This is a genomic window from Paenibacillus sp. FSL R7-0313 (assembly GCF_037969885.1).
GTDB lineage: Bacteria > Bacillota > Bacilli > Paenibacillales > Paenibacillaceae > Paenibacillus.
The window spans coordinates 2,381,592-2,399,982 of sequence record NZ_CP150219.1; the positions used below are offsets into that span (position 1 = coordinate 2,381,592).

Annotated in this window: 21 protein-coding genes and 1 other annotated feature; of the genes, 13 read left to right on the forward strand and 8 right to left on the reverse strand. The window is 46.3% G+C overall.

Annotated elements, in window-relative coordinates; translation table 11 throughout:
* The first annotated feature begins 185 nt into the window (after positions 1-185).
* The 4 genes from zwf to yunB all read left to right on the forward strand — a co-directional run bounded on the left by zwf (position 186) and on the right by yunB (position 4,940).
* Positions 186-1,640 (forward strand): glucose-6-phosphate dehydrogenase, encoded by a 1,455-nt coding sequence (gene zwf, locus NSQ38_RS10415; RefSeq protein ID WP_339789004.1) that lies wholly within the window; start codon positions 186-188, stop codon positions 1,638-1,640.
* Positions 1,641-2,172: 532 nt separating this feature from the next.
* Positions 2,173-3,066 (forward strand): phosphogluconate dehydrogenase (NAD(+)-dependent, decarboxylating), encoded by an 894-nt coding sequence (gene gnd / locus NSQ38_RS10420; RefSeq protein ID WP_017692367.1) that lies wholly within the window; start codon positions 2,173-2,175, stop codon positions 3,064-3,066.
* Between the two features lie 86 nt (positions 3,067-3,152).
* Entirely contained in the window at positions 3,153-3,797 is a 645-nt protein-coding gene (gene fsa / locus NSQ38_RS10425) for a fructose-6-phosphate aldolase (protein ID WP_036605718.1), read from the forward strand.
* A 264-nt stretch (positions 3,798-4,061) separates the two neighbouring features.
* A complete protein-coding gene (gene yunB / locus NSQ38_RS10430; protein WP_339789007.1) occupies positions 4,062-4,940 on the forward strand; it encodes a sporulation protein YunB in 879 nt (292 codons plus the stop codon).
* Between the two features lie 88 nt (positions 4,941-5,028).
* Here the strand turns inward: yunB and NSQ38_RS10435 are convergent, their stop codons facing one another.
* The gene (locus NSQ38_RS10435) at positions 5,029-6,099 is read right to left on the reverse strand and encodes a M23 family metallopeptidase (RefSeq protein ID WP_339789010.1); all 1,071 of its coding nucleotides are present in this window, start codon (positions 6,097-6,099) and stop codon (positions 5,029-5,031) included.
* A 240-nt stretch (positions 6,100-6,339) separates the two neighbouring features.
* Between NSQ38_RS10435 and lipA the strand changes: the two genes are divergently transcribed.
* Complete coding sequence (gene lipA / locus NSQ38_RS10440) at positions 6,340-7,239, forward strand: lipoyl synthase (protein ID WP_339789014.1); 900 nt, start codon at positions 6,340-6,342, stop codon at positions 7,237-7,239.
* Positions 7,240-7,253: 14 nt separating this feature from the next.
* Entirely contained in the window at positions 7,254-7,673 is a 420-nt protein-coding gene (locus NSQ38_RS10445; protein WP_339789016.1) for a YutD family protein, read from the forward strand.
* 28 nt (positions 7,674-7,701) lie between these two features.
* On the opposite strand, the gene NSQ38_RS10450 is transcribed toward NSQ38_RS10445, so the two are convergent.
* Positions 7,702-8,505 carry an NAD kinase gene (locus NSQ38_RS10450; protein ID WP_036673293.1) on the reverse strand — a complete coding sequence of 268 codons (804 nt, stop codon included), beginning with the start codon at positions 8,503-8,505 and terminating at the stop codon, positions 7,702-7,704.
* 100 nt (positions 8,506-8,605) lie between these two features.
* Complete coding sequence (gene ylbJ / locus NSQ38_RS10455) at positions 8,606-9,862, reverse strand: sporulation integral membrane protein YlbJ (RefSeq protein WP_339789019.1); 1,257 nt, start codon at positions 9,860-9,862, stop codon at positions 8,606-8,608.
* 153 nt (positions 9,863-10,015) lie between these two features.
* Between ylbJ and NSQ38_RS10460 the strand changes: the two genes are divergently transcribed.
* The 3 genes from NSQ38_RS10460 to NSQ38_RS10470 all read left to right on the forward strand — a co-directional run bounded on the left by NSQ38_RS10460 (position 10,016) and on the right by NSQ38_RS10470 (position 11,578).
* Entirely contained in the window at positions 10,016-10,180 is a 165-nt protein-coding gene (locus NSQ38_RS10460) for a hypothetical protein (protein ID WP_155984997.1), read from the forward strand.
* Positions 10,181-10,425: 245 nt separating this feature from the next.
* The gene (locus tag NSQ38_RS10465) at positions 10,426-10,803 is read left to right on the forward strand and encodes a globin (protein WP_036605723.1); all 378 of its coding nucleotides are present in this window, start codon (positions 10,426-10,428) and stop codon (positions 10,801-10,803) included.
* A 43-nt stretch (positions 10,804-10,846) separates the two neighbouring features.
* Positions 10,847-11,578 (forward strand): DUF2225 domain-containing protein, encoded by a 732-nt coding sequence (locus tag NSQ38_RS10470; RefSeq protein WP_338588502.1) that lies wholly within the window; start codon positions 10,847-10,849, stop codon positions 11,576-11,578.
* Between the two features lie 12 nt (positions 11,579-11,590).
* On the opposite strand, the gene NSQ38_RS10475 is transcribed toward NSQ38_RS10470, so the two are convergent.
* Together NSQ38_RS10475 and NSQ38_RS10480 are read right to left on the reverse strand one after the other, a co-directional pair.
* Positions 11,591-11,824: a hypothetical protein gene (locus NSQ38_RS10475; RefSeq protein WP_017692378.1), complete on the reverse strand. Its 234-nt coding sequence runs from the start codon at positions 11,822-11,824 to the stop codon at positions 11,591-11,593.
* Positions 11,821-11,991, reverse strand: a complete 171-nt coding sequence (locus NSQ38_RS10480) for a YycC family protein (protein WP_017692379.1) — start codon at positions 11,989-11,991, stop codon at positions 11,821-11,823. Before NSQ38_RS10480 ends, NSQ38_RS10475 begins: the two co-directional genes overlap by 4 nt.
* A 118-nt stretch (positions 11,992-12,109) precedes the next feature.
* Here NSQ38_RS10480 and NSQ38_RS10485 point away from each other — a divergent pair, with 118 nt between their 5' ends.
* Together NSQ38_RS10485 and NSQ38_RS10490 are read left to right on the forward strand one after the other, a co-directional pair.
* Positions 12,110-13,909: a M3 family oligoendopeptidase gene (locus tag NSQ38_RS10485; RefSeq protein ID WP_339789022.1), complete on the forward strand. Its 1,800-nt coding sequence runs from the start codon at positions 12,110-12,112 to the stop codon at positions 13,907-13,909.
* Positions 13,910-14,196: 287 nt separating this feature from the next.
* A complete protein-coding gene (locus NSQ38_RS10490) occupies positions 14,197-14,607 on the forward strand; it encodes a hypothetical protein (protein ID WP_017692381.1) in 411 nt (136 codons plus the stop codon).
* 85 nt (positions 14,608-14,692) lie between these two features.
* Here NSQ38_RS10490 and NSQ38_RS10495 read toward each other — a convergent pair whose 3' ends face one another.
* Together NSQ38_RS10495 and NSQ38_RS10500 are read right to left on the reverse strand one after the other, a co-directional pair.
* Entirely contained in the window at positions 14,693-14,926 is a 234-nt protein-coding gene (locus NSQ38_RS10495) for an alpha/beta-type small acid-soluble spore protein (RefSeq protein ID WP_047841310.1), read from the reverse strand.
* A 205-nt stretch (positions 14,927-15,131) separates the two neighbouring features.
* Positions 15,132-16,106, reverse strand: a complete 975-nt coding sequence (locus tag NSQ38_RS10500) for an aldose 1-epimerase (protein ID WP_133387432.1) — start codon at positions 16,104-16,106, stop codon at positions 15,132-15,134.
* Between the two features lie 245 nt (positions 16,107-16,351).
* Positions 16,352-16,619, forward strand: a binding site (T-box leader).
* 75 nt (positions 16,620-16,694) lie between these two features.
* Between NSQ38_RS10500 and trpS the strand changes: the two genes are divergently transcribed.
* Entirely contained in the window at positions 16,695-17,687 is a 993-nt protein-coding gene (gene trpS, locus NSQ38_RS10505) for a tryptophan--tRNA ligase (protein ID WP_339789025.1), read from the forward strand.
* A 115-nt stretch (positions 17,688-17,802) separates the two neighbouring features.
* Here trpS and NSQ38_RS10510 read toward each other — a convergent pair whose 3' ends face one another.
* Entirely contained in the window at positions 17,803-18,003 is a 201-nt protein-coding gene (locus tag NSQ38_RS10510; RefSeq protein ID WP_017692385.1) for a hypothetical protein, read from the reverse strand.
* A gap of 120 nt (positions 18,004-18,123) precedes the next feature.
* On the opposite strand from NSQ38_RS10510, the gene NSQ38_RS10515 reads away from it, so the two are divergent.
* Positions 18,124-18,342: an alpha/beta-type small acid-soluble spore protein gene (locus NSQ38_RS10515; RefSeq protein WP_017692386.1), complete on the forward strand. Its 219-nt coding sequence runs from the start codon at positions 18,124-18,126 to the stop codon at positions 18,340-18,342.
* The last annotated feature ends 49 nt before the right edge of the window (positions 18,343-18,391 follow it).

Sequence of the window (18,391 nt, forward strand, 5' to 3'; positions counted from 1 at the left end):
GTTACAATTTATAACCTATAAACAGGTTGTGGAGAGAAGGAATGTTCCATGGTTGAATTCAGGTGTGTTATATAAACGGAGGCAAGGCGGGGAACACACCCACTTATTCCGTCTTTTGTCATGCTTGGATTTGAACATTTTGCAACATCATATACTATACTGCACAGATCACAGGAGGCACTCCAATGGATGCAATGACATTTGTCCTGTTCGGGGCAACAGGCGATTTAGCCAAACGCAAGATTTACCCTGCATTATATAATTTGTACATGGATCAGAAAATGCCGAAATCTTTCTCCGTTATCGGATTGGGACGACGTGAATTGTCGGATATGGACTTCCAGGCCAATGTTGAAAAGTCACTGCACGAATTCTCACGTCAGACGCCAGAAGAAGCATCTCAGGTTCGTGATTTCATTGGAGCTTTCCGTTATTGTTCTTTAAATAATACGAAGCTTGAAGATTACACCAAACTGTTGGAGTTGGTTCAACAGCGTGAACAAGAGCTTAACATTCCCGAAAACCGCATGTTCTACATGTCGGTGGCACCGGAATTCTTTGAGCCAATCGCATTAAACATTCAAGAAAGTGGCCTGGGTAACACCAAAGGCTGGAAGAAACTGATTATCGAAAAACCATTCGGACACGATCTGCAATCGGCTCGTGATCTGAACGAAAAACTGAGCAATACCTTTGCGGAAGAAGAGATCTATCGCATTGACCATTTCCTCGGTAAACCGATGGTTCAAAATATTGAGACGCTCACCTATGCAAATCCGGTAATTCAGGCGTTGTGGTCTAACCGTTATATTGCCAATGTACAAATCACGGCAAGTGAGACGGTGGGTGTTGAAGAACGTGCCGCGTATTACGACCAAAGCGGTGCCCTTCGTGACATGTTCCAGAACCATATGCTTCAGTTGCTGATGATGATTGGTTTACATTTGCCAAAACGTTGCACACCGGAAGAAATTCAATTCAAAAAACAAAAAATTGCTGAAGCACTTCGTCCGTTGACGAAAGAAAATATCAATTCTGAAGTTGTTCGTGCGCAATATGCAGAAGGTGAACTGCAAGGATCTTCAGTTGTTGGATATCTGGACGAGCCTGGCATCCCAGCCGGATCTCAGAACGAGACCTATGTTGCCGCAAGACTTTGGATCGATGATCCGTTCTGGAGCGAGGTTCCATTTTATATCCGTACAGGTAAACGCCTGGCTGAGAAATCCACCAGAATCGTTGTTGAATTCAAGTCTCCACTCAAAACGGGGCATGAATCCGAGAATACAACGGAACCTAACCTGCTTACGATTGAAATTGGTCCGGGAGAAAGTATTTCCCTTCAATTAAATGCGAAGAATCCATTGAACCATGGTGAAGTGGAACCAATGCATATGACCTTCAACTCCGGTAAACGTAATATCCCTGAAGCATACGAGAATCTGATCTTTGATGCGATGCGTGGAGATTCCACCTTCTTTGCTCACTGGAACGAAGTGGAGCTGGCATGGCAATGGGTGCAACCGATTCAGGAAGCATTCGAAGCTGGCAGCGTGCCACTGGATACGTACAGTGCAGGTTCGCATGGACCAGAGTCAGCAGATCGCCTGACAGCAGCAGACGGTTACCGTTGGTGGTAAGTGAAACGAAAAAGCGAGCATAAGAGAACACAATAGTAAAAACAACAGTACAATCCGTTCTGCTCACCCATGAACATTTTGCACAATCCAAATGCTTCTTCCAAGTCAACAGGATATAGAACGAGATGTTTTATTACCTTAGAGCTTGAACTCAGAAGCGAGTTGGATCGAAGGTAAATTGTTGATATAACACAGTATCTATCACGAATATACCGTTCCAATTTTGCATAAGCCCTTCCGGTTATGTGGCCGGAAGGCCGTGAAAATTTTTGAATATAGATTAGCGGACGCACTGAATTTTTTGCCTAAGTAGCGACGTAGTGTAGGGGACGGAGTCGATTCTGTAGAAGCAAAGCGTTCGCCTTTGTATCCAAATTTCATCAATTTAAAGGTTGATGAAAAGAAATTTGGATACAACAGCGATCGAAAGAACGAGCCGTAACCGGAACGGTTGCTGCGAAACGGGAATGTAGTCTGGCGCTCTGCAACAAAAGTGAAATTTAAACATTGTTCATAACAGGAGGATTTTGAAATGAAACTTGGACTTGTCGGATTAGGAAAAATGGGATTGAACCTGGGTAGAAACCTGATTGATCACAAACACGAAGTGGTTGCTTTTGACCTGAACGCTGAAGCAGTAAATGAAATGAAAGAATACGGCGCTGAAGGCGTATCTTCTTACGCAGAGATGGTGGCTTCGCTCGAATCCCCACGTGTATTGTGGATCATGGTTCCCCACAACGTGGTAGACGCTGTGCTGGCTGAAGTTAGCCCATTGTTGTCCAAAGGCGACATCATTATTGAAGCGGGTAACTCCCACTACAAAGAATCCATCCGTCGCTACGAAGAGATGAAACCTAAAGGCATTCACTACATGGATGCAGGTACATCTGGCGGTATGGAAGGCGCACGTAATGGAGCATGTTATATGATCGGTGGAGACCCGGAAGCTTGGGCCATCGTTGAACCGGCATTCAAAGATACTTCCGTGGAGAATGGCTACCTGTATGCTGGTAAAGCGGGCAGCGGTCACTTCCTCAAAATGGTTCACAATGGTATCGAGTACGGTATGATGGCATCCATCGGTGAAGGTTTTGACGTATTGGAGAAAAGTGGATTTGATTTCGACTTCGAACAAGTGGCTCGCGTATGGAACAACGGTTCCGTTATCCGCTCTTGGTTGATGGAGCTGACAGAACGTGCCTTCTCCAAAGATGCAAACCTCGATGAGATTAAAGGCGTAATGCACTCTTCCGGTGAAGGACGTTGGACGGTAGAAACGGCATTTGACCTTCAAACCGCTACACCGGTTATCGCGTTGTCCTTGCTGATGCGTTATCGTTCCCTGGAAACAGATACATTCACAGGTAAAGTGGTAGCAGCATTGCGTAATGAATTTGGCGGTCACGCTGTAGAGAAAAATTAATTTTATATATAACTGTTAACATATGATGAGAATCGGGTAATGACTTATATCGTGTTTACGAATTCATCAAGTGGAGGTAACATATCATGAAATTTTTCTTGGATACAGGGAATGTGGAAGAAATCAAACGGATCGAACGTCTGGGTCTGGTGGATGGAGTCACGACTAACCCGTCTTTGATTGCCAAAGAAGGTCGCGTATTTAAAGAAGTCATTCAGGAGATCTGTGGCGTTGTTAAAGGCCCGGTCAGTGCTGAAGTCATCGGTCTCAAAGCCGAGGATATGTTGAAGGAAGCTTATGAAATTGCAGAATGGGCACCGAATGTAGTCATTAAATTGCCGATGACCGAAGATGGGCTATATGCTTGTCATGAGTTGACGCAAAAAGGGATTAAAACAAATGTAACGCTGATTTTCTCCGCAGCACAGGGCCTGATGGCGGCGAAAGCCGGTGCAACCTACATCAGTCCATTCGTTGGTCGCTTGGACGATATTGCGGTGGATGGTATGAAATTGATTCGTGATCTGCGTCTTATTCTGGACATGTATGATCTGCCTTCCGAGATTATCGCAGCAAGCATTCGCAATATCAAACATGTAGAGGATGCAGCCCTTTCCGGTGCGCATATTGCCACCATCCCAGGTTCGCTTCTGCCAACACTTTGGAAACACCCACTGACGGACAGCGGGATTGAACGTTTCCTGAAAGACTGGGAATCTGTTCCGAAATAAAAGGAAAGACATTACCTGAATCTTTGGGTGGTCTGAACATAAAGCCTTTCGCCTTGCAGAGTAATCTGCGGGCGAAAGGCTTTTTTATCTCGATTTTATGTAGTTTCCGATTTCCGTTTAGGTTAGCCAAAGAGGAGTACTTGTCCCTTTCATGTTGTTGTTACTTTCTGTTCAGTGTCCACGTACTGTCCTTCTTTTTCGGGACAACGGTGCATAAGGTTAACATATAGCCTATAGCTCATCCCGCAGGGGAGGGACACTTCGATGATGAGAAGAAAATGGCGAAGCCGGAGACGCCGTAAGCCGCCAAGCGGCAAGCGCAAAATGTGGTTGATCATTTTATTGGTCACCGCGTTTTGTTTGATGCAGGGCTTTGCTTATGTGGATAAAAAGATGAAGCCCCCCATCATGCATTTGGCCAAGATCAGAGTGAAGCAGATTGCAACTGAGGCGATCAACAAGGCGATTACAGCACAGGTTGCAGAGGGCAAAACCAACGAAGGGCTGATTGACTGGAAGACGGATACCGCAGGGAAAGTGTCCGGTTTCATGCTGAACTACAATGAGCATATGCGAATTACAGCAAGTACGATGAATATTGTGCAATCCACGCTGCAGAATGTACACATGTTAAAAGAAAAAATCCCACTGGGGCAGGCGCTGGGCAGTCCGGTGTTGGCTTCATTTGGCCCGAGTATACCGGTTCGTATTGAGCCCCAGGGCGCTGTCAAAGTGGATCTGAACACCCGTCAACAGAATGCGGGTATTAACATGATTTTGGTGGAAGTGTACATTCACATCATTGCTGAGGTCGCAGTCGTGGTGCCCTTCGATATGGAACCCGAAACGGTTGATACGGAGATCCCGATTTCCTATCTTCTGGTTGTCGGGGATGTGCCAATGTATTATTACGATAATCAGGGCAAGCCAGTGGGCAGTAACGGCAGTAATGCCCCAGCTATTGCGCTGCCATCAGGTCATACGGGTGTATCAAGCGATAATGGAGTAACTACGAATCCCCCTAGCCAGAACCAGCAACAGACGCCGTCAAACCCTTTGCAAGGGAATGAACTTGAAATTGAGCCGGATGATCTGCCTGATATGAATGGGGGGTTGCAACCTAATAAGGATACCCAGCCATGATACACACAAATTTGAATTGCAAAGCAAAGAAAGGGGCCTCTATTAAAGAGGTCCCTTTTTCGCTTTGCTGATCGTGCATATCCTCGTCTCACTTACTTTTCTTGCTCTTTTGTTTGCGTTCATCCTGTTCCCAATGTTTCAGCAGTGGATAAGGATCGAATGACCATTCGTGCAGTCCGCTGTCCCGGTAGATCCCATAGTGCAGATGCGGAGGGAATTTGCCCTGTGTCCCAGGTTTCCCGTAACCTGAACTGCCAACCCAACCTACAACCTGACCAGGGATCACAACTTCACCAATGCGTGCGCTCTTGTCAAAACCCGAGAGGTGGGCGTAATAGTGATAATGGTTGTTCAAATCCCGAATTCCGATGCGCCAGCCGCCAAACGGGTTCCAGCCTTTGATTTCCACGACCCCGTAACAGGTACTGCGCACAGGCAGGCCATGCGGAGCGAAGATATCCGTTCCCTCATGAATGCGATAACCGCCCCAGCTTCGTTTCGTCCCCCAGGTACTGCGATAGGAGTAGTTGGTTCCGAGCGGGACCGGAAAGGCATGTCCGAATAGATCCAGATTGTCAAAATGCTCATATAACTTCGCGAATTGCTGTATCCGTTGCACAGCACGGGAGTTGTGATAATATTCCCACAAGGCAATGTTGAAGTCCTCTTGTTTGTTTCCGTAACCTTGAATAACCGAAGCCATGCTGTACAGCACATCCTGATCATTGTTGGCATTCGCTATACCGTCTCCTGAACCATCACGTCCATATCCTTTGAAAAAAAGAATGGATTCCGGATGTTGATCCGTCTCATCGGGATTTAGCCATCCTCTCCAGGCCGGAGGGGTCATGAAGATACCCGTAAGCCGCTCCGGATGCTTGCGATCCTTCGGGTGTGCACGGGTAATCGTTCGTTCATACTGATCAATGGCGGCAAGCCTGTACCAGGGAGTCTGGGTCATCTGACCGATGGTTTCATATAAATGGCGACGTGCAGCGAAAATGTCTGCGGGTTTTAACTCGGTAGCCTGTGGTTTGGGAGCGGCCTGGGCGGGTTCACTGTAAACTTCAACAGGCAAGAATGGGAGAAGCAGAGTACCTGCAAGTAATGTTTTGATCCAAAAGCGGTACGTTTGCCTGAAGGTCAAGCGTTGTTGCACTGGGAAGCAGCCCCTTTCCATTAGAATGATACAAGGTACCCGATGAACCAAGCTAAAGGTTAGCGTTCTTCAAAAGTTCTCATTTTATCCATGTAAGCTCTTGGGGGGAATCGAATTATACAAATTGTCCATATCGGGCAGGAATGCACAAGATGTGACAAATGGGGGTTTTTCCAGCGCTTTCATGGTATAATATGTTCCGAGCAACAGCCTAACTTCAGTAGAAAGAAGGTTTATGCATTGGCTAAACGTGTTAAAGAACCGAAGCCGGATTGGATTCGGATCAAATTGACAACCGGCGATAACTATCAGGAAATGAAAACGATGATGCGTTCCAAAACGCTGCATACGGTATGTGAGGAAGCACGGTGTCCGAATATTTATGAATGCTGGGCCAATCGAACGGCCACTTTTATGATTTTGGGCGACATTTGCACAAGGGCATGCCGTTTTTGCGCGGTGAATACAGGCTTGCCAACGGAGCTTGATTTGCAGGAACCAGAACGTGTGGCGGAAGCAGCAGAGCAGATGAATCTGCAACACTGCGTAATTACTAGTGTAGCCCGTGATGACCTGAAGGATGGGGGAGCTACGATTTTTGCAGAGACGGTAAAGGCCGTACGGCGGCGGTTGCCATTGTGCAGCGTTGAAGTACTCATTCCAGACTTTCTGGGCGATCGGGAATCTTTGCAGATTGTAATGGATGCCAAACCGGACATTCTGAATCACAATATTGAAACGGTTGAGCGGTTGTCAGACAAAGTGCGTGCCAAGGCGAAATATAAACGTTCACTGGAATTGCTTGCTCGTGCCAAAGAAATGCAACCTAACATCCCTACGAAATCAAGCATTATGCTTGGTGTAGGTGAGGAATATAATGAAATTTTATCAACAATGGATGATCTTCGTGCGGTGAACTGTGATATTATGACGATTGGTCAATATTTGCAGCCATCGGAGAAACATCTGTATGTTGAAAAGTATTATCCGCCAGAGGAGTTCGCTGCATTGAAACAGGAAGGATTAAAACGTGGGTTCAGCCACGTCGAGTCCGGCCCAATGGTTCGCAGCTCCTACCATGCGCATGAACAGGTGAAATCGGCTACCAAACATGCTAAACAGGCGGCAACACACGCGTGATGGAGGATACCGGATTGGAAGAAGAAAAAATCACAGAACAGATTCAGGAACAACTTCAGGAGCAGATCCAGAAGCCGGTTCAGGAATCGGTTGTTGAATCAGTTGAGGAAAAGCCCAAAGAACCGGTCATTGTACAGATCGGCGGCAAAAATTATGAAATCGTCCAGAACCACAAAGAGGGCTGGAATCCAGAGGTCTTCCGCGATCGTTACAGTGAAGTGCTGGAGCGTTATGATTATATTATCGGGGACTGGGGTTATAGCCAGTTGAGGTTAAAAGGTTTTTACCGTGATAACCATCCAAAAGCGACGAAGGATTCCACAATCGCCAGTATGGTGGATTATATCAATGAATATTGTAATTTTGGCTGTGCGTACTTTGTGCTTCAGAAGAGCAAGGATCAGCCTCAAGCCAAAGCAAAAAGCGGTTCCTGAGAAGGACCGCTTTTTTGGTGTGTTTATTTTAGTCAAGAAATGCCGTGCGAACCCGGTTCCAGAATGGATAAGGGCGGAAACGTGCGAAACTGACCTTGTGACTGGATACCTGACAACGGACGGAGATCAGATCCTCCACCATCACGTTCACATGATCAATCGTCATCAATAACCGCTGATCCTTGCGGGAGAAAATATCACAATGATGATGCTTGGGCAAAATAACCGGTGAACCAAGTGTCCGATAGACCCGATTATTAATCGATGCAATCTCCGCAATCTGAATCGCCTCGATGGTTGGATGAACCATGGCACCGCCAAGGGCTTTGTTGTATGCCGTGCTGCCTGATGGCGTGGATACACAGATGCCATCTCCACGGAACATTTCAAATGTCACATCGTTAATATCGACCTGCGCCACAACGGTACCGTCTACACCTTTTAACGTAAATTCATTAAGGGCGATGTAAGAGGAATTCCCCGACTTTTTGCGAATCTCAAGCTCCAATAGCGGATATTGTACAATGCGTGGTTTGAGACGCTCCGGATCTCCTTTGCCACTCATCAGCCTGACTAATTCACGTAATTCTTCCTTCTTCCAATCGGCGTAAAAGCCGAGATGGCCTGTATGAACCCCAACAAAAGCAATATCCGGAATGCGGTCGATGAAATTGTGAAATGCCTGTAGCATCGTACCATCGCCCCCGATGGAGATAACAATCTCCGGCGATTCTGCATCCAGCTTGAACCCTTCTTCCTTCGCCAGCGCATGAAACTGCTGACTGAGATCAATCGATAACTGGTCTCCGCGGTCTTGAACATAGTATCTCAAGATGAAAGCTCCTTTGTGGTCATTATACTACCGATGATAATCAATTCCGCGGAAGAACACAACGTTTGGGCGCATATTCAGTTAAATATAGATGAATCGTTCACTTATTTTTGGCATGTCGTCTAGGCTTGAGAATGGAACTTAATATCGCAAGGAATAACAACAATACGATGAGGCTTACAAAAACAATCATTCCAGATAAGAAAATAAGTCCCCAGTCCGGTGTATATGCAGATAACGATGGGATGAAACTGGGCTCCATGAGAACGGGGGAAGAGGAACGCCCCATCATGGGTGTCCACAACATCAGGACCAGCACAGGTGCGATTAGCGCATGAATTGCTCTGGCAAATAGAAATGGACCGTATCTCATGGGTGTGTTGCTCAAAATACTCATAATCTGTGCATGGACGGATAATCCGCCCCAGGAGAGAACAAAGGCTGCTGCTGCGACTTTATAGACGAGAGGGATGGATGCACCGGCACTTCCTGCCTCTTTGTTCCCCAGCGTTACTTCAAATAACCCCCCGACCAAGCTAGGAGATAAGGATGGAGGAAGCCCGCTATGTCGAAGCAATTGCTCGGTTATCCCGTATAATCCACCAAGCCAACCGGTCTGTACAAGCAACTCCATCATGACCGAGAAGAATACAACCAGCCCTCCTACGATAATAATAAGGCGAAGGGATGAGGAGACTGCCTGGCGCAGCAGTTCACCGAATGCCCGTCCGTCAGCCTTTCTTGCCTCATGCATTGCATAGATGGCACGGACCAGTCTGTTTCTATGTATTTCCCTCGGTGGAGATGCAGAAGACATGTCTGGCTGTGAGCCTTTTGCTGTACCCCCGTGAAAACGCATGAGCATACCCACCAGAAAAGCTGCAGCGTAATGGCTCGCAACCAATACTGGAGCGATGGCGACATTATGGAAGAAGCCAACCGATACCGCTCCAATCATGAAGATCGGATCGGATGATGTCGTGAAGGCAACGAGCCGTTCTCCTTCTTCCCGGGTAACCAGCTTTTGTTCCCATAACTGAGCGGTCAGTTTCGCCCCTGTTGGATAACCGGATGCACAGCTCACGGCAAATACAAAACCACCGCTTCCGGGAACACGAAACAATGGACGCATCAGTGGATTAAGCAAGGTACCTAGAAAATGAACAATGCCAAAGCCGAGCAGCAGCTCGGACAGCACCAAAAAAGGAAAAAGGGAGGGAAACAATACGTCCCACCAGATGGACAGTCCGCGTGCACCTGCATGCCAGGTTTCCGCTGGATACAAAACCATTAACAAACAAAGAATCAGGAGAGCGAGTGTGACCAGGACATGGGTGAGTCGTTGTGAAGCAGCCATGAATTCTTCTCCTTTATTTTTGGAATGGTCGGTGTGCGGAAGTCTGTGATGCCTATTGCCATCAATATATGAAAAAAAGTGGACAAACAGTACAAAATTATACGTAGAAAGCGCTTGCAAAAGTGGCTGTGTTTTTGAGTGATGTATGCTAAAATGAGAAAAACGCCTGAACGTCACCTAATTGTCTCCAAGGTGGAATTCAATTCGGATGGAGTGATGATCATGAGTCTTGTCACCGGAATCCTGGTCTGTGCTTTTGTATATGTGATACGTGCCTCGCTGGTACGCTCTGAGGAAGAGGACTGGCGGAGTTATTAATGGAATATCTAGTGCGCCAACCTATGCGGTTGGCGCTTTTTTTTTATTATTTTTTGAAGAAGGTCCTATATACAGATGACCTGGTTACATGTCCTGATGATTTCATGTTATATAGGACTTTTTGGTTTTTTTTGATAGAATGGAGATAAAGGCTTTTGGGGCCTTGATATTGTTACTGTTTTCACAATGTTCACGGAACGTGTAATATATGGCAAAATTCGACATCAGAAAGGGGAATCAGACGCATGAATCCCAGTTTGAGTATTTATGACAATCTTGGCGGTGAGAAAGGTGTTCGCGCACTGGTCGAGGCTTTCTATCCAATCGTTCAGCAGAATGAGCAACTGGCTCCGCTTTTCCCGGAAGATATTCAGCCGGTCATCGACAAGCAGTATATGTTTTTGTCTCAATTTTTTGGAGGACCAGGGCTGTTTTCCGAGGCATTTGGACATCCGATGATGCGTGCCCGTCATATGCATTTTGAAGTGACGGTTGAACGGGCCGAGGCTTGGCTTGCATGTATGGATCAAGCCTTAACACAGATTGGTGTGGAGGAGCCCTTGCATTCGTTTATCCTGCAGCGTTTATCCGGGCCAGCACATCATTTTGTGAATACACCGTAGTTCCGAATATGATTATAAGCGTACGGGAGAGGGATGGAAGAGATTGGAATTAGAGCCGCTATATAAGGTGAAGGTGACCTGTCATTATTGCGAAACCGAGTATGAAACCTCACGGGTAAGACCGAGTTTGAAAAGGCCCTACCGGACGGATTCGGATTTTTGTGCGTACTACAAGCTGGAGAATCCAGATTTTTATGTGGTTCGCATCTGTCCGCAGTGCGGGTTTGCCTCGACGGAGAACGCAACGGAGCATTTGAATGATGCTCAGCGCAAGGCTTTTAAGGAACAGGTCGGTAATCGCTGGGTAAAACGTGATTATAGCGGAGCACGAACACTGGAACAGGCGCTGGCTACGTACAAGCTTGCCTTGCTGTGCGCACAGGTTATTCAGGAGAAAGATCGTGTCGTCGCTGGTCTGTTGCATCATATAGCTTGGTTGTATCGTTATATGGAGGACCATGCACAGGAACATCGTTTTCTTGAATTTAGCCTTGAAGCCTATGTGAAGGTGTTCGAACGTGAAGGAACGGGTGGCAATGAAGCCAAACTGTTGTATTTGCTCGGGGAATTGAACCGCAGGGTAGGACGGTTTAATGAAGCAGTGCAATGGTTCAGCAAGGTCATTCATGACAAGCGGATCACAGATGCGGCCATGATTCGTGCTTCAAGGGAACAGTGGGCTGTGCTGCGTGAGCAGATGATTTCAAGTAAGTTGGAACTCCCTGAAGAGATGCTGGAAACAGACAAAGAGGCTGCGAAGCGCAGCCCCCTCTAGGTTGATCTTACATTAGTTACGGACAGGACGGCTGGATAACAAATAGTCACTGTCGTTGTCGATCACGGTCATGCTTGTATTACAGCAGGGAAAGACCAGTAATTTCTTTTTGCCTTCGCGAATGAGCACAAGCTCTTTGGGTTTGAGGGGGAGCAGCACGTTGCTTGCATGACAGTAGGGACATTGCTGTACATAGATGTCTCCCATCACAATATCGTAAGGCCAGCTGTTCTCAAACGGAATCATTCTTGTTCGCCTTCTGGTGCGGAAGGTTTGGAGGCTTCTTGTTTGGCGAGTTCCGCAATCTTCTGCATCAGAATATGTTGGGGCATGTGCATCAGGTGCTCCAAAGGTACGCCCAGGGATTCTGCTAATTTGACGGCTGTATCAGCCGATACTTGTAAAGGTTTCATACGTTTACCTCCTGAAGGTTGCTATAAGTATTTCTCTAGTATAGAGATATGGCACGCATAAAACCAGTTTTTAATTCAATCCTAACCATCCAATTTATAGAGAGAGGTGCCTTATTAAATGAAAACGCCATTACACCCCGTATGGGATCTGGAGTCCATTTTTAGTGGAGGTTCTTCCTCCGAGACATTCGCTGCGTATCTGATTGAACTGGAAGAGGATGTACGTAAACTGCAACATCTGTTGAACGAAACAGCTGCACCGACTTCATTAGAAGAGACGGCTGCGTTTGATCCCATTTTGGAACTGCTGCAAAGCTGTTATATGCGCGTATCGGAAGGTTCTGCGTTTGTATCCTGCCTTTCATCGCAAAACCAGAAGGACAAAAAGGCAACGCAGCTTCAGGGCGCCATCAGTTCCCTTGGTGCGATGCTGAACGGCAGTAAATCGAAGTTCGATAATACACTCAGTCAGACATCAGATTCGGTGTGGGACGCTTGGATTGCTCGGGAAGATATTCAGCCGCTGGCATTTGTACTGAACGAGAGTCGCACGCTGGCTCGTGAGAAGCTGTCGCCTGAACTGGAAGGTCTTGCTCTGGATCTGGGTGTAGATGGTTACCATGGCTGGGGCAAATTCTACAACACGATTGTCAGCAAGGTGAACATTCCATTTGAGCAAGATGGGGAAACGGTGATGCTCTCCGCTGGACAGGCTGCCAACAAGCTGAGCGATAGTGATCGGAATGTACGCGAGACGGTATTCGCAAACTGGGAGCAAGCTTGGACCGATGTCGAAGATTTCTGTGCTGACACGCTGAACCACCTCGCGGGATTCCGTCTGAAGTTATATGAGAAACGTGGCTGGAATGATATCCTTAAAGAACCTCTGGCCATCAACCGGATGTCACGTCAGACACTGGATACGATGTGGGATGTGATTAATGGTGCCAAACCTGCACTTGTTCAATATCTGGAGCGCAAGGCAGAACTGCTGGGGGTAGACAAGCTCAGCTGGAGCGACGTAGATGCACCTGTAGGTAAATCGAGTGGCAAAATCACTTACGATGAGGCAGCCATCAATATTGTTGAACAGTTTGCCAAGTTCAGTCCTAAACTTTCCTCGTTTGCAGAGATGGCTTTTGAGAAACGCTGGATCGAAGCAGAAGACCGTCCTGGCAAGCGTCCAGGCGGATTCTGTACGTCTTTGCCACTTAGCAAAGCAACCCGAATTTTCATGACCTTCTCCGGGACACCATCTAATGTGTCGACTCTTGCGCATGAACTTGGTCATGGATATCATCAACACATTATGGAAGAGTTGCCTGCATTGAATCAACGTTATGCGATGAATGTGGCTGAGACAGCATCCACGTTTGCTGAACTGATTGTAGCAGATGCCCTTGTGCAGGCAGCAACAGATGAGCAAGAGAAGCTGGCTTTGCTGGAAGACAAGATACAGCGAAGTGTGGCTTTCTTTATGAACATCCATGCCCGGTTCCTGTTTGAGAATCGCTTCTATGAACAACGCAAAAAAGGGCTGGTCAACGCGGATGAATTATCCAGATTAATGGTGGAGGCGCAGCAGGAAGCATTCTGTGGCGTACTTGCATCAGATCATCCTCATTTCTGGGCATCCAAACTGCATTTCTATCTGACTGGTGTGCCATTCTATAATTTCCCATACACGTTCGGTTATATGTTCAGTGCGGGAATCTATGCGAGAGCACAGCAAGAAGGAACGGCATTTGCAGATAAATACGATGATTTGTTGCGGGATACAGGGCGTATGACGGTCGAAGAACTTGCTCAGAAACATCTGGGTACGGACCTGACACAACCGGAATTCTGGCAAAATGCTGCGGACTTGGTTATTGCCGATATTGAGCAGTTTCTGCAGATGACAGCAACCGAAAAATAGGTTGAATAGAATAGGTTGATAATATGAAAGAGGCTGCAATCCCCTGTTAACAGACACGGGATTGCAGCCTCTTTTTGTACAGAATCCTCATTTTTGATTCTCGAAGATTTTGTCGTAATTAAGTGAAAAAGCTCAGTTTAAGGGAGTGGAATGGCAATTAATTGTGCAAATAATAGTTAGAAATACCCAACTTTGACGTTGTTTGTTGAATGAGCACATATGATGTCATATAATGAGTCGTAAGTCCTTAATGTATAGGACTATAAGCATATAAGGAGAGTGTTAATATGAAAATTGATGAGCTTTCATTAGCGAGACAGTTGGATCTGGTATTCAAAGAACTTGATAATGAGTTATCAGGGTTAGATTCAGGGGTAGTTTTTGTGCAAATACGAAACAACGTAATTGGGAAATTCGGTATTCGACATAATCCGATAGCTGGACGAGATGGGCAGATGGATGTGGAGGAAGGGGGGCTAAACGAAACCCAGAGAACTTCTTTCCGTGCGATGGCACTGGAGACTTTGAAATTTAAACGCAATTGGACACATGGCGAAATATCGTACGACTTCACAGTAAGACAAGGTATGATTTTGGTAGATGCAACGATGGAGTCTAATTACAATATGGCAAGCTTGATGATACGTTACCCTAGAACCAATACATACAAGGATTCAGATATGGAGTCGACCTCATAATTAGTTAAACAAGAGAAAGCGGCACTTCCGAAGAAGGCCGCTTTTGCTTTTGGATTCTGCTTAGGCTCAAGCAATAATTACGAGCTTACGAACGACCCGATAATTGCTGCTCAGCGATTTGTACCAGACGTTTAGTGATGTATCCACCCAGAGAACCTGTCTCACGGGAAGTATAGTTACCGTAGTAACCATCTTGTGGAATAGTTACACCCAGCTCTTGAGCAGCTTCAATTTTCAATTGTTGCAATGCTGCTGTTGCTTGGGGAACGACCAGGTTGTTGGAGCGGCTACCGCTACCTTGGTTTTGACTTCCGTACATATGTGTCACCTCCTTATGGGTTGGTGATGTTAGTATGGTTAGAGAATACGGAAATATACATGATATGGTGTAAGGGAAAATATGGATAACTATCAGTGCACAGGACACATAAAAAAGCCGACCCAATGCGGGTCGGCAAGTTGTATTTGGATATCAAAATAAAGGTTGATATGCGTAAAAGCAAAATAGAGCATGATCAGCTCGCTTAATCTGTAGGAGGTATAACCTCAATACGTGTGAATAACTCAACAGGCTGTTCCGGTTCCAAGCGAATCAACCCGGTTTGTTCATCCGATAAAGCCAAATTAGGTGCATCCGGGAGCCAAGTGTACGGTTCAATGCACAAGAACTGATCGGATTCACCTTTGGTAAAGAGAACCCAATGTTTGAAAAATGCTTCATCTGCTGAATATTTCAATGTATATCCATCTTGCCTGCGTAAGTAAGCCGTAGCCGGTTCACCTTCGGTAGCTTTTAATAGGGTATCCCAGTTACGTCCCTGCAAATTGATGCCTTCGTTCAGAGCAGACCATTCACCCAGGGACTCCAGTTCACCTGTCGGTAGTTGTTCTTCATTCTGTCCGTATATTCCGGAAACAGGCAATTGCAGTGTCCAGTCGGCAGGTTTGCCGTCTAACAAAAACCATGTATGATATCCCATCCCAAAAGGAGCAGGTGTTGAGCTCAGATTGGTGACTCGCAGACGCTGGCTAAATACAGCGTTTTGCAGACTGAACGTCATCTCAAGTTTCAGGGGAATCGGGAATTGAGCCATCCAATGCTCTTCATTTTCGGTTAGTAATTCGGTCGTTATTGCACAGCCGTCTTCATCTTCCTCAATGTCACTGACACACCAGGATTGGGTACGATGGAGGCCGTGAATATGGTTGTCATTCGCCGTGTTCTGATCGAACTGGTAACCGACACCTTCATATTCGAATTGTCCCCGATGAATGCGCCCTGGTGGAATCAGGAGAGGAACGCCAAAATGGTACGGCTTCTGCAGATAAAAGGCAAGATCGTCTTCATCCGGACGGCGGACGACATCTCTGTCCTGCACTAAATCGCGAATAGAAATAATATTATTCCCAAGACGCGGCAGCAGGGTGATTTCCAATTCACGGCTATGTAGGATATACGTGTCGTAACCATTCCATTGGCCTTTGGTCACTTGTTTCATATCGATGCTCCTTTTCCCACTTGAAATCTGTCTGCAAGCAGTTGTGATGACTGTACTGCTGCAGGCGTGTCATTGTGTACATGCCAGCTATTTCCTGCGCTGCTTCGTGTGAACCAGTCATCAGGATAAGCAATTCCATCATAACAGATTTCAGTGTCTCGGGTAAAAAAGTTCAACTCATTTTGACATTCACGCCTGTGCGCATTAAGATGGAACTCTGAAAGCATTTATTAGAATTGAATGACATGAAATCGATGACAGGGATAAGTAGGCCAAGAGAATCCTCTTCAGAAAGCCGGTGGTTGATGTGAACCGGTGTGAGCTCTTTACCGAATGGACCCTTGAGTGTAGGTTTGAACAGGTTAAGCCAGAAATGGGCTTGCCCCACTAGAGTCTGCCGTATAATCCACGTTACGGAACAATGAAGGCATTTCTTCGGCTTGACTTGATTCAGGGTCAGGAGCAATGGAAGAAAAGCGAATAAGGGTGGCACCACGGTCTCACGTCCCTTGCGGATGTGGGGCCTTTTTGCGTTCGCAGAGAATGGCAGGAGTTACTTTATATACAATCAGGGAGGCGTTATGTGCAATGAAAACAGTACTTTCAGGTATTCAGCCAAGCGGTAAGCTCACATTGGGCAACTATATTGGTGCAATCAAAAATTTTGTAAAACTCCAGCATGACTATCAATGTCATTTCATGGTGGTTGATCTTCATGCCATCACCGTGGCTCAGGAGCCAGCAGCATTGCGTGAACAGTCGGAAGCGGTAGCTGCACTGTTTATTGCAGCAGGTATTGATCCGTCGAAATCTAACGTATTTCTGCAATCCCATGTACCGCAGCACGCGGAATTGGGCTGGTTGATGACAACGCTGACCTCCATGGGTGAGCTTGAACGCATGACTCAGTTTAAGGATAAATCATCTGGTAAAGATTCCGTTGGTGCCGGACTGTTCGTTTATCCATCATTAATGGCGGCTGATATTTTGTTATACAATGCTGACCTTGTGCCAGTAGGCGAGGATCAGAAGCAGCATCTGGAACTGACACGTGATCTGGCAGGACGTTTTAACCACCGTTATGGGGAGTACTTCACTATTCCAGATCCGTACATCCCTCAGGTAGGTGCACGGGTAATGTCACTTGATGATGCCTCTTCGAAAATGAGCAAAAGTAACCCTAACGCTGGTAGCTATATTGCCCTGCTGGATCCGCCGGATGTGATTCGCAAAAAAATCAGCCGTGCCACTACAGATTCGGGACGTGAAGTCGTATATGATCCGGCAAACAAACCGGAAGTTAGCAACCTGATGAGTATCTACGCTGAATGTGCGGGTATGACGCTTAAAGAAGTAGCTGAGCGTTATGAAGGCAAGATGTACGGTCCGTTCAAAAAGGAACTGGCTGAAGTGGTTGTGTCTGTAATTGAACCGCTGCAACAACGATATAATGAGATTCGGGAGTCTGGCGAATTGGCCGATGTTCTGGATACGTCAGCTCGTCGTGCAGAAGAGGTCGCTGCTCAAACGTTGAGTGCAGTGAAAGAACGCATGGGATTTGTTCCGAGACGTAAACAGTAGTCCTGAACAAAGATCTTCATTTCATGCAATGAATAGTTAACATAAATAAAGAGGAGTCCTATTGAAGGACTCCTCTTTATTTATGCGTTCATTATTGAACTGTCAAATGACCTGCTCAAGAAGTGGGCTCTGAAGCAGCCGAGCGAACTTCCTGACGTTCTTTTTTTGCGCGAATCACAAATCCCCAGCCAATGTTGGCAATGGACAGGACAAACAGTAGTGCAGCAAACCAACCGGAGTAGGAGATCATAATTGCTGAAACCGTTAACAAGATAATCGAAGAGAATGCGAACCATAAGGATAAGCCTTTACTCATTGGGAAAAACCTCCATCTACAAATTTAGTAAAACTCCGTATAACCTGTAGCCTACGAGCCATAATAATCTTGCAAGCTTGCAATTACATTACAGACACAGATTGAAGGGAGATTATAAATATGGCTCAAGGATCTCGTTCTAACAACTTGGTGGTACCTCAGGCAAATTCAGCACTGCAACAATTGAAAATCGAGGCTGCACAGGAACTGGGTGTAACTATCCCACAAGACGGTTACTATGGTAACTACACTTCCCGTGAAACAGGATCTTTGGGTGGATATATCACCAAACGTCTGGTACAAATCGCTGAGCAGTCTCTGGCTGGGTCTGGCAAATAATTTATTTTAACCAACAGCAACAAAACAGGATAAACGGAAAGCCCGGAGC

Excerpts from the sequence above, each read along its gene's own strand:
- zwf (WP_339789004.1), top strand. The coding sequence starts at position 186 with ATGGATGCAATGACATTTGTCCTGTTCGGGGCAACAGGCGATTTAGCC.
- gnd (WP_017692367.1), top strand. The coding sequence starts at position 2,173 with ATGAAACTTGGACTTGTCGGATTAGGAAAAATGGGATTGAACCTGGGT.
- fsa (WP_036605718.1), top strand. The coding sequence starts at position 3,153 with ATGAAATTTTTCTTGGATACAGGGAATGTGGAAGAAATCAAACGGATC.
- yunB (WP_339789007.1), top strand. The coding sequence starts at position 4,062 with ATGATGAGAAGAAAATGGCGAAGCCGGAGACGCCGTAAGCCGCCAAGC.
- ylbJ (WP_339789019.1), bottom strand. The coding sequence starts at position 9,862 with ATGGCTGCTTCACAACGACTCACCCATGTCCTGGTCACACTCGCTCTC.
- NSQ38_RS10460 (WP_155984997.1), top strand. The coding sequence starts at position 10,016 with ATGAGAAAAACGCCTGAACGTCACCTAATTGTCTCCAAGGTGGAATTC.
- NSQ38_RS10465 (WP_036605723.1), top strand. The coding sequence starts at position 10,426 with ATGAATCCCAGTTTGAGTATTTATGACAATCTTGGCGGTGAGAAAGGT.
- NSQ38_RS10475 (WP_017692378.1), bottom strand. The coding sequence starts at position 11,824 with ATGATTCCGTTTGAGAACAGCTGGCCTTACGATATTGTGATGGGAGAC.
- NSQ38_RS10480 (WP_017692379.1), bottom strand. The coding sequence starts at position 11,991 with ATGAAACCTTTACAAGTATCGGCTGATACAGCCGTCAAATTAGCAGAA.
- NSQ38_RS10485 (WP_339789022.1), top strand. The coding sequence starts at position 12,110 with ATGAAAACGCCATTACACCCCGTATGGGATCTGGAGTCCATTTTTAGT.
- NSQ38_RS10490 (WP_017692381.1), top strand. The coding sequence starts at position 14,197 with ATGAAAATTGATGAGCTTTCATTAGCGAGACAGTTGGATCTGGTATTC.
- NSQ38_RS10495 (WP_047841310.1), bottom strand. The coding sequence starts at position 14,926 with ATGTACGGAAGTCAAAACCAAGGTAGCGGTAGCCGCTCCAACAACCTG.
- NSQ38_RS10500 (WP_133387432.1), bottom strand. The coding sequence starts at position 16,106 with ATGAAACAAGTGACCAAAGGCCAATGGAATGGTTACGACACGTATATC.
- trpS (WP_339789025.1), top strand. The coding sequence starts at position 16,695 with ATGAAAACAGTACTTTCAGGTATTCAGCCAAGCGGTAAGCTCACATTG.
- NSQ38_RS10510 (WP_017692385.1), bottom strand. The coding sequence starts at position 18,003 with ATGAGTAAAGGCTTATCCTTATGGTTCGCATTCTCTTCGATTATCTTG.
- NSQ38_RS10515 (WP_017692386.1), top strand. The coding sequence starts at position 18,124 with ATGGCTCAAGGATCTCGTTCTAACAACTTGGTGGTACCTCAGGCAAAT.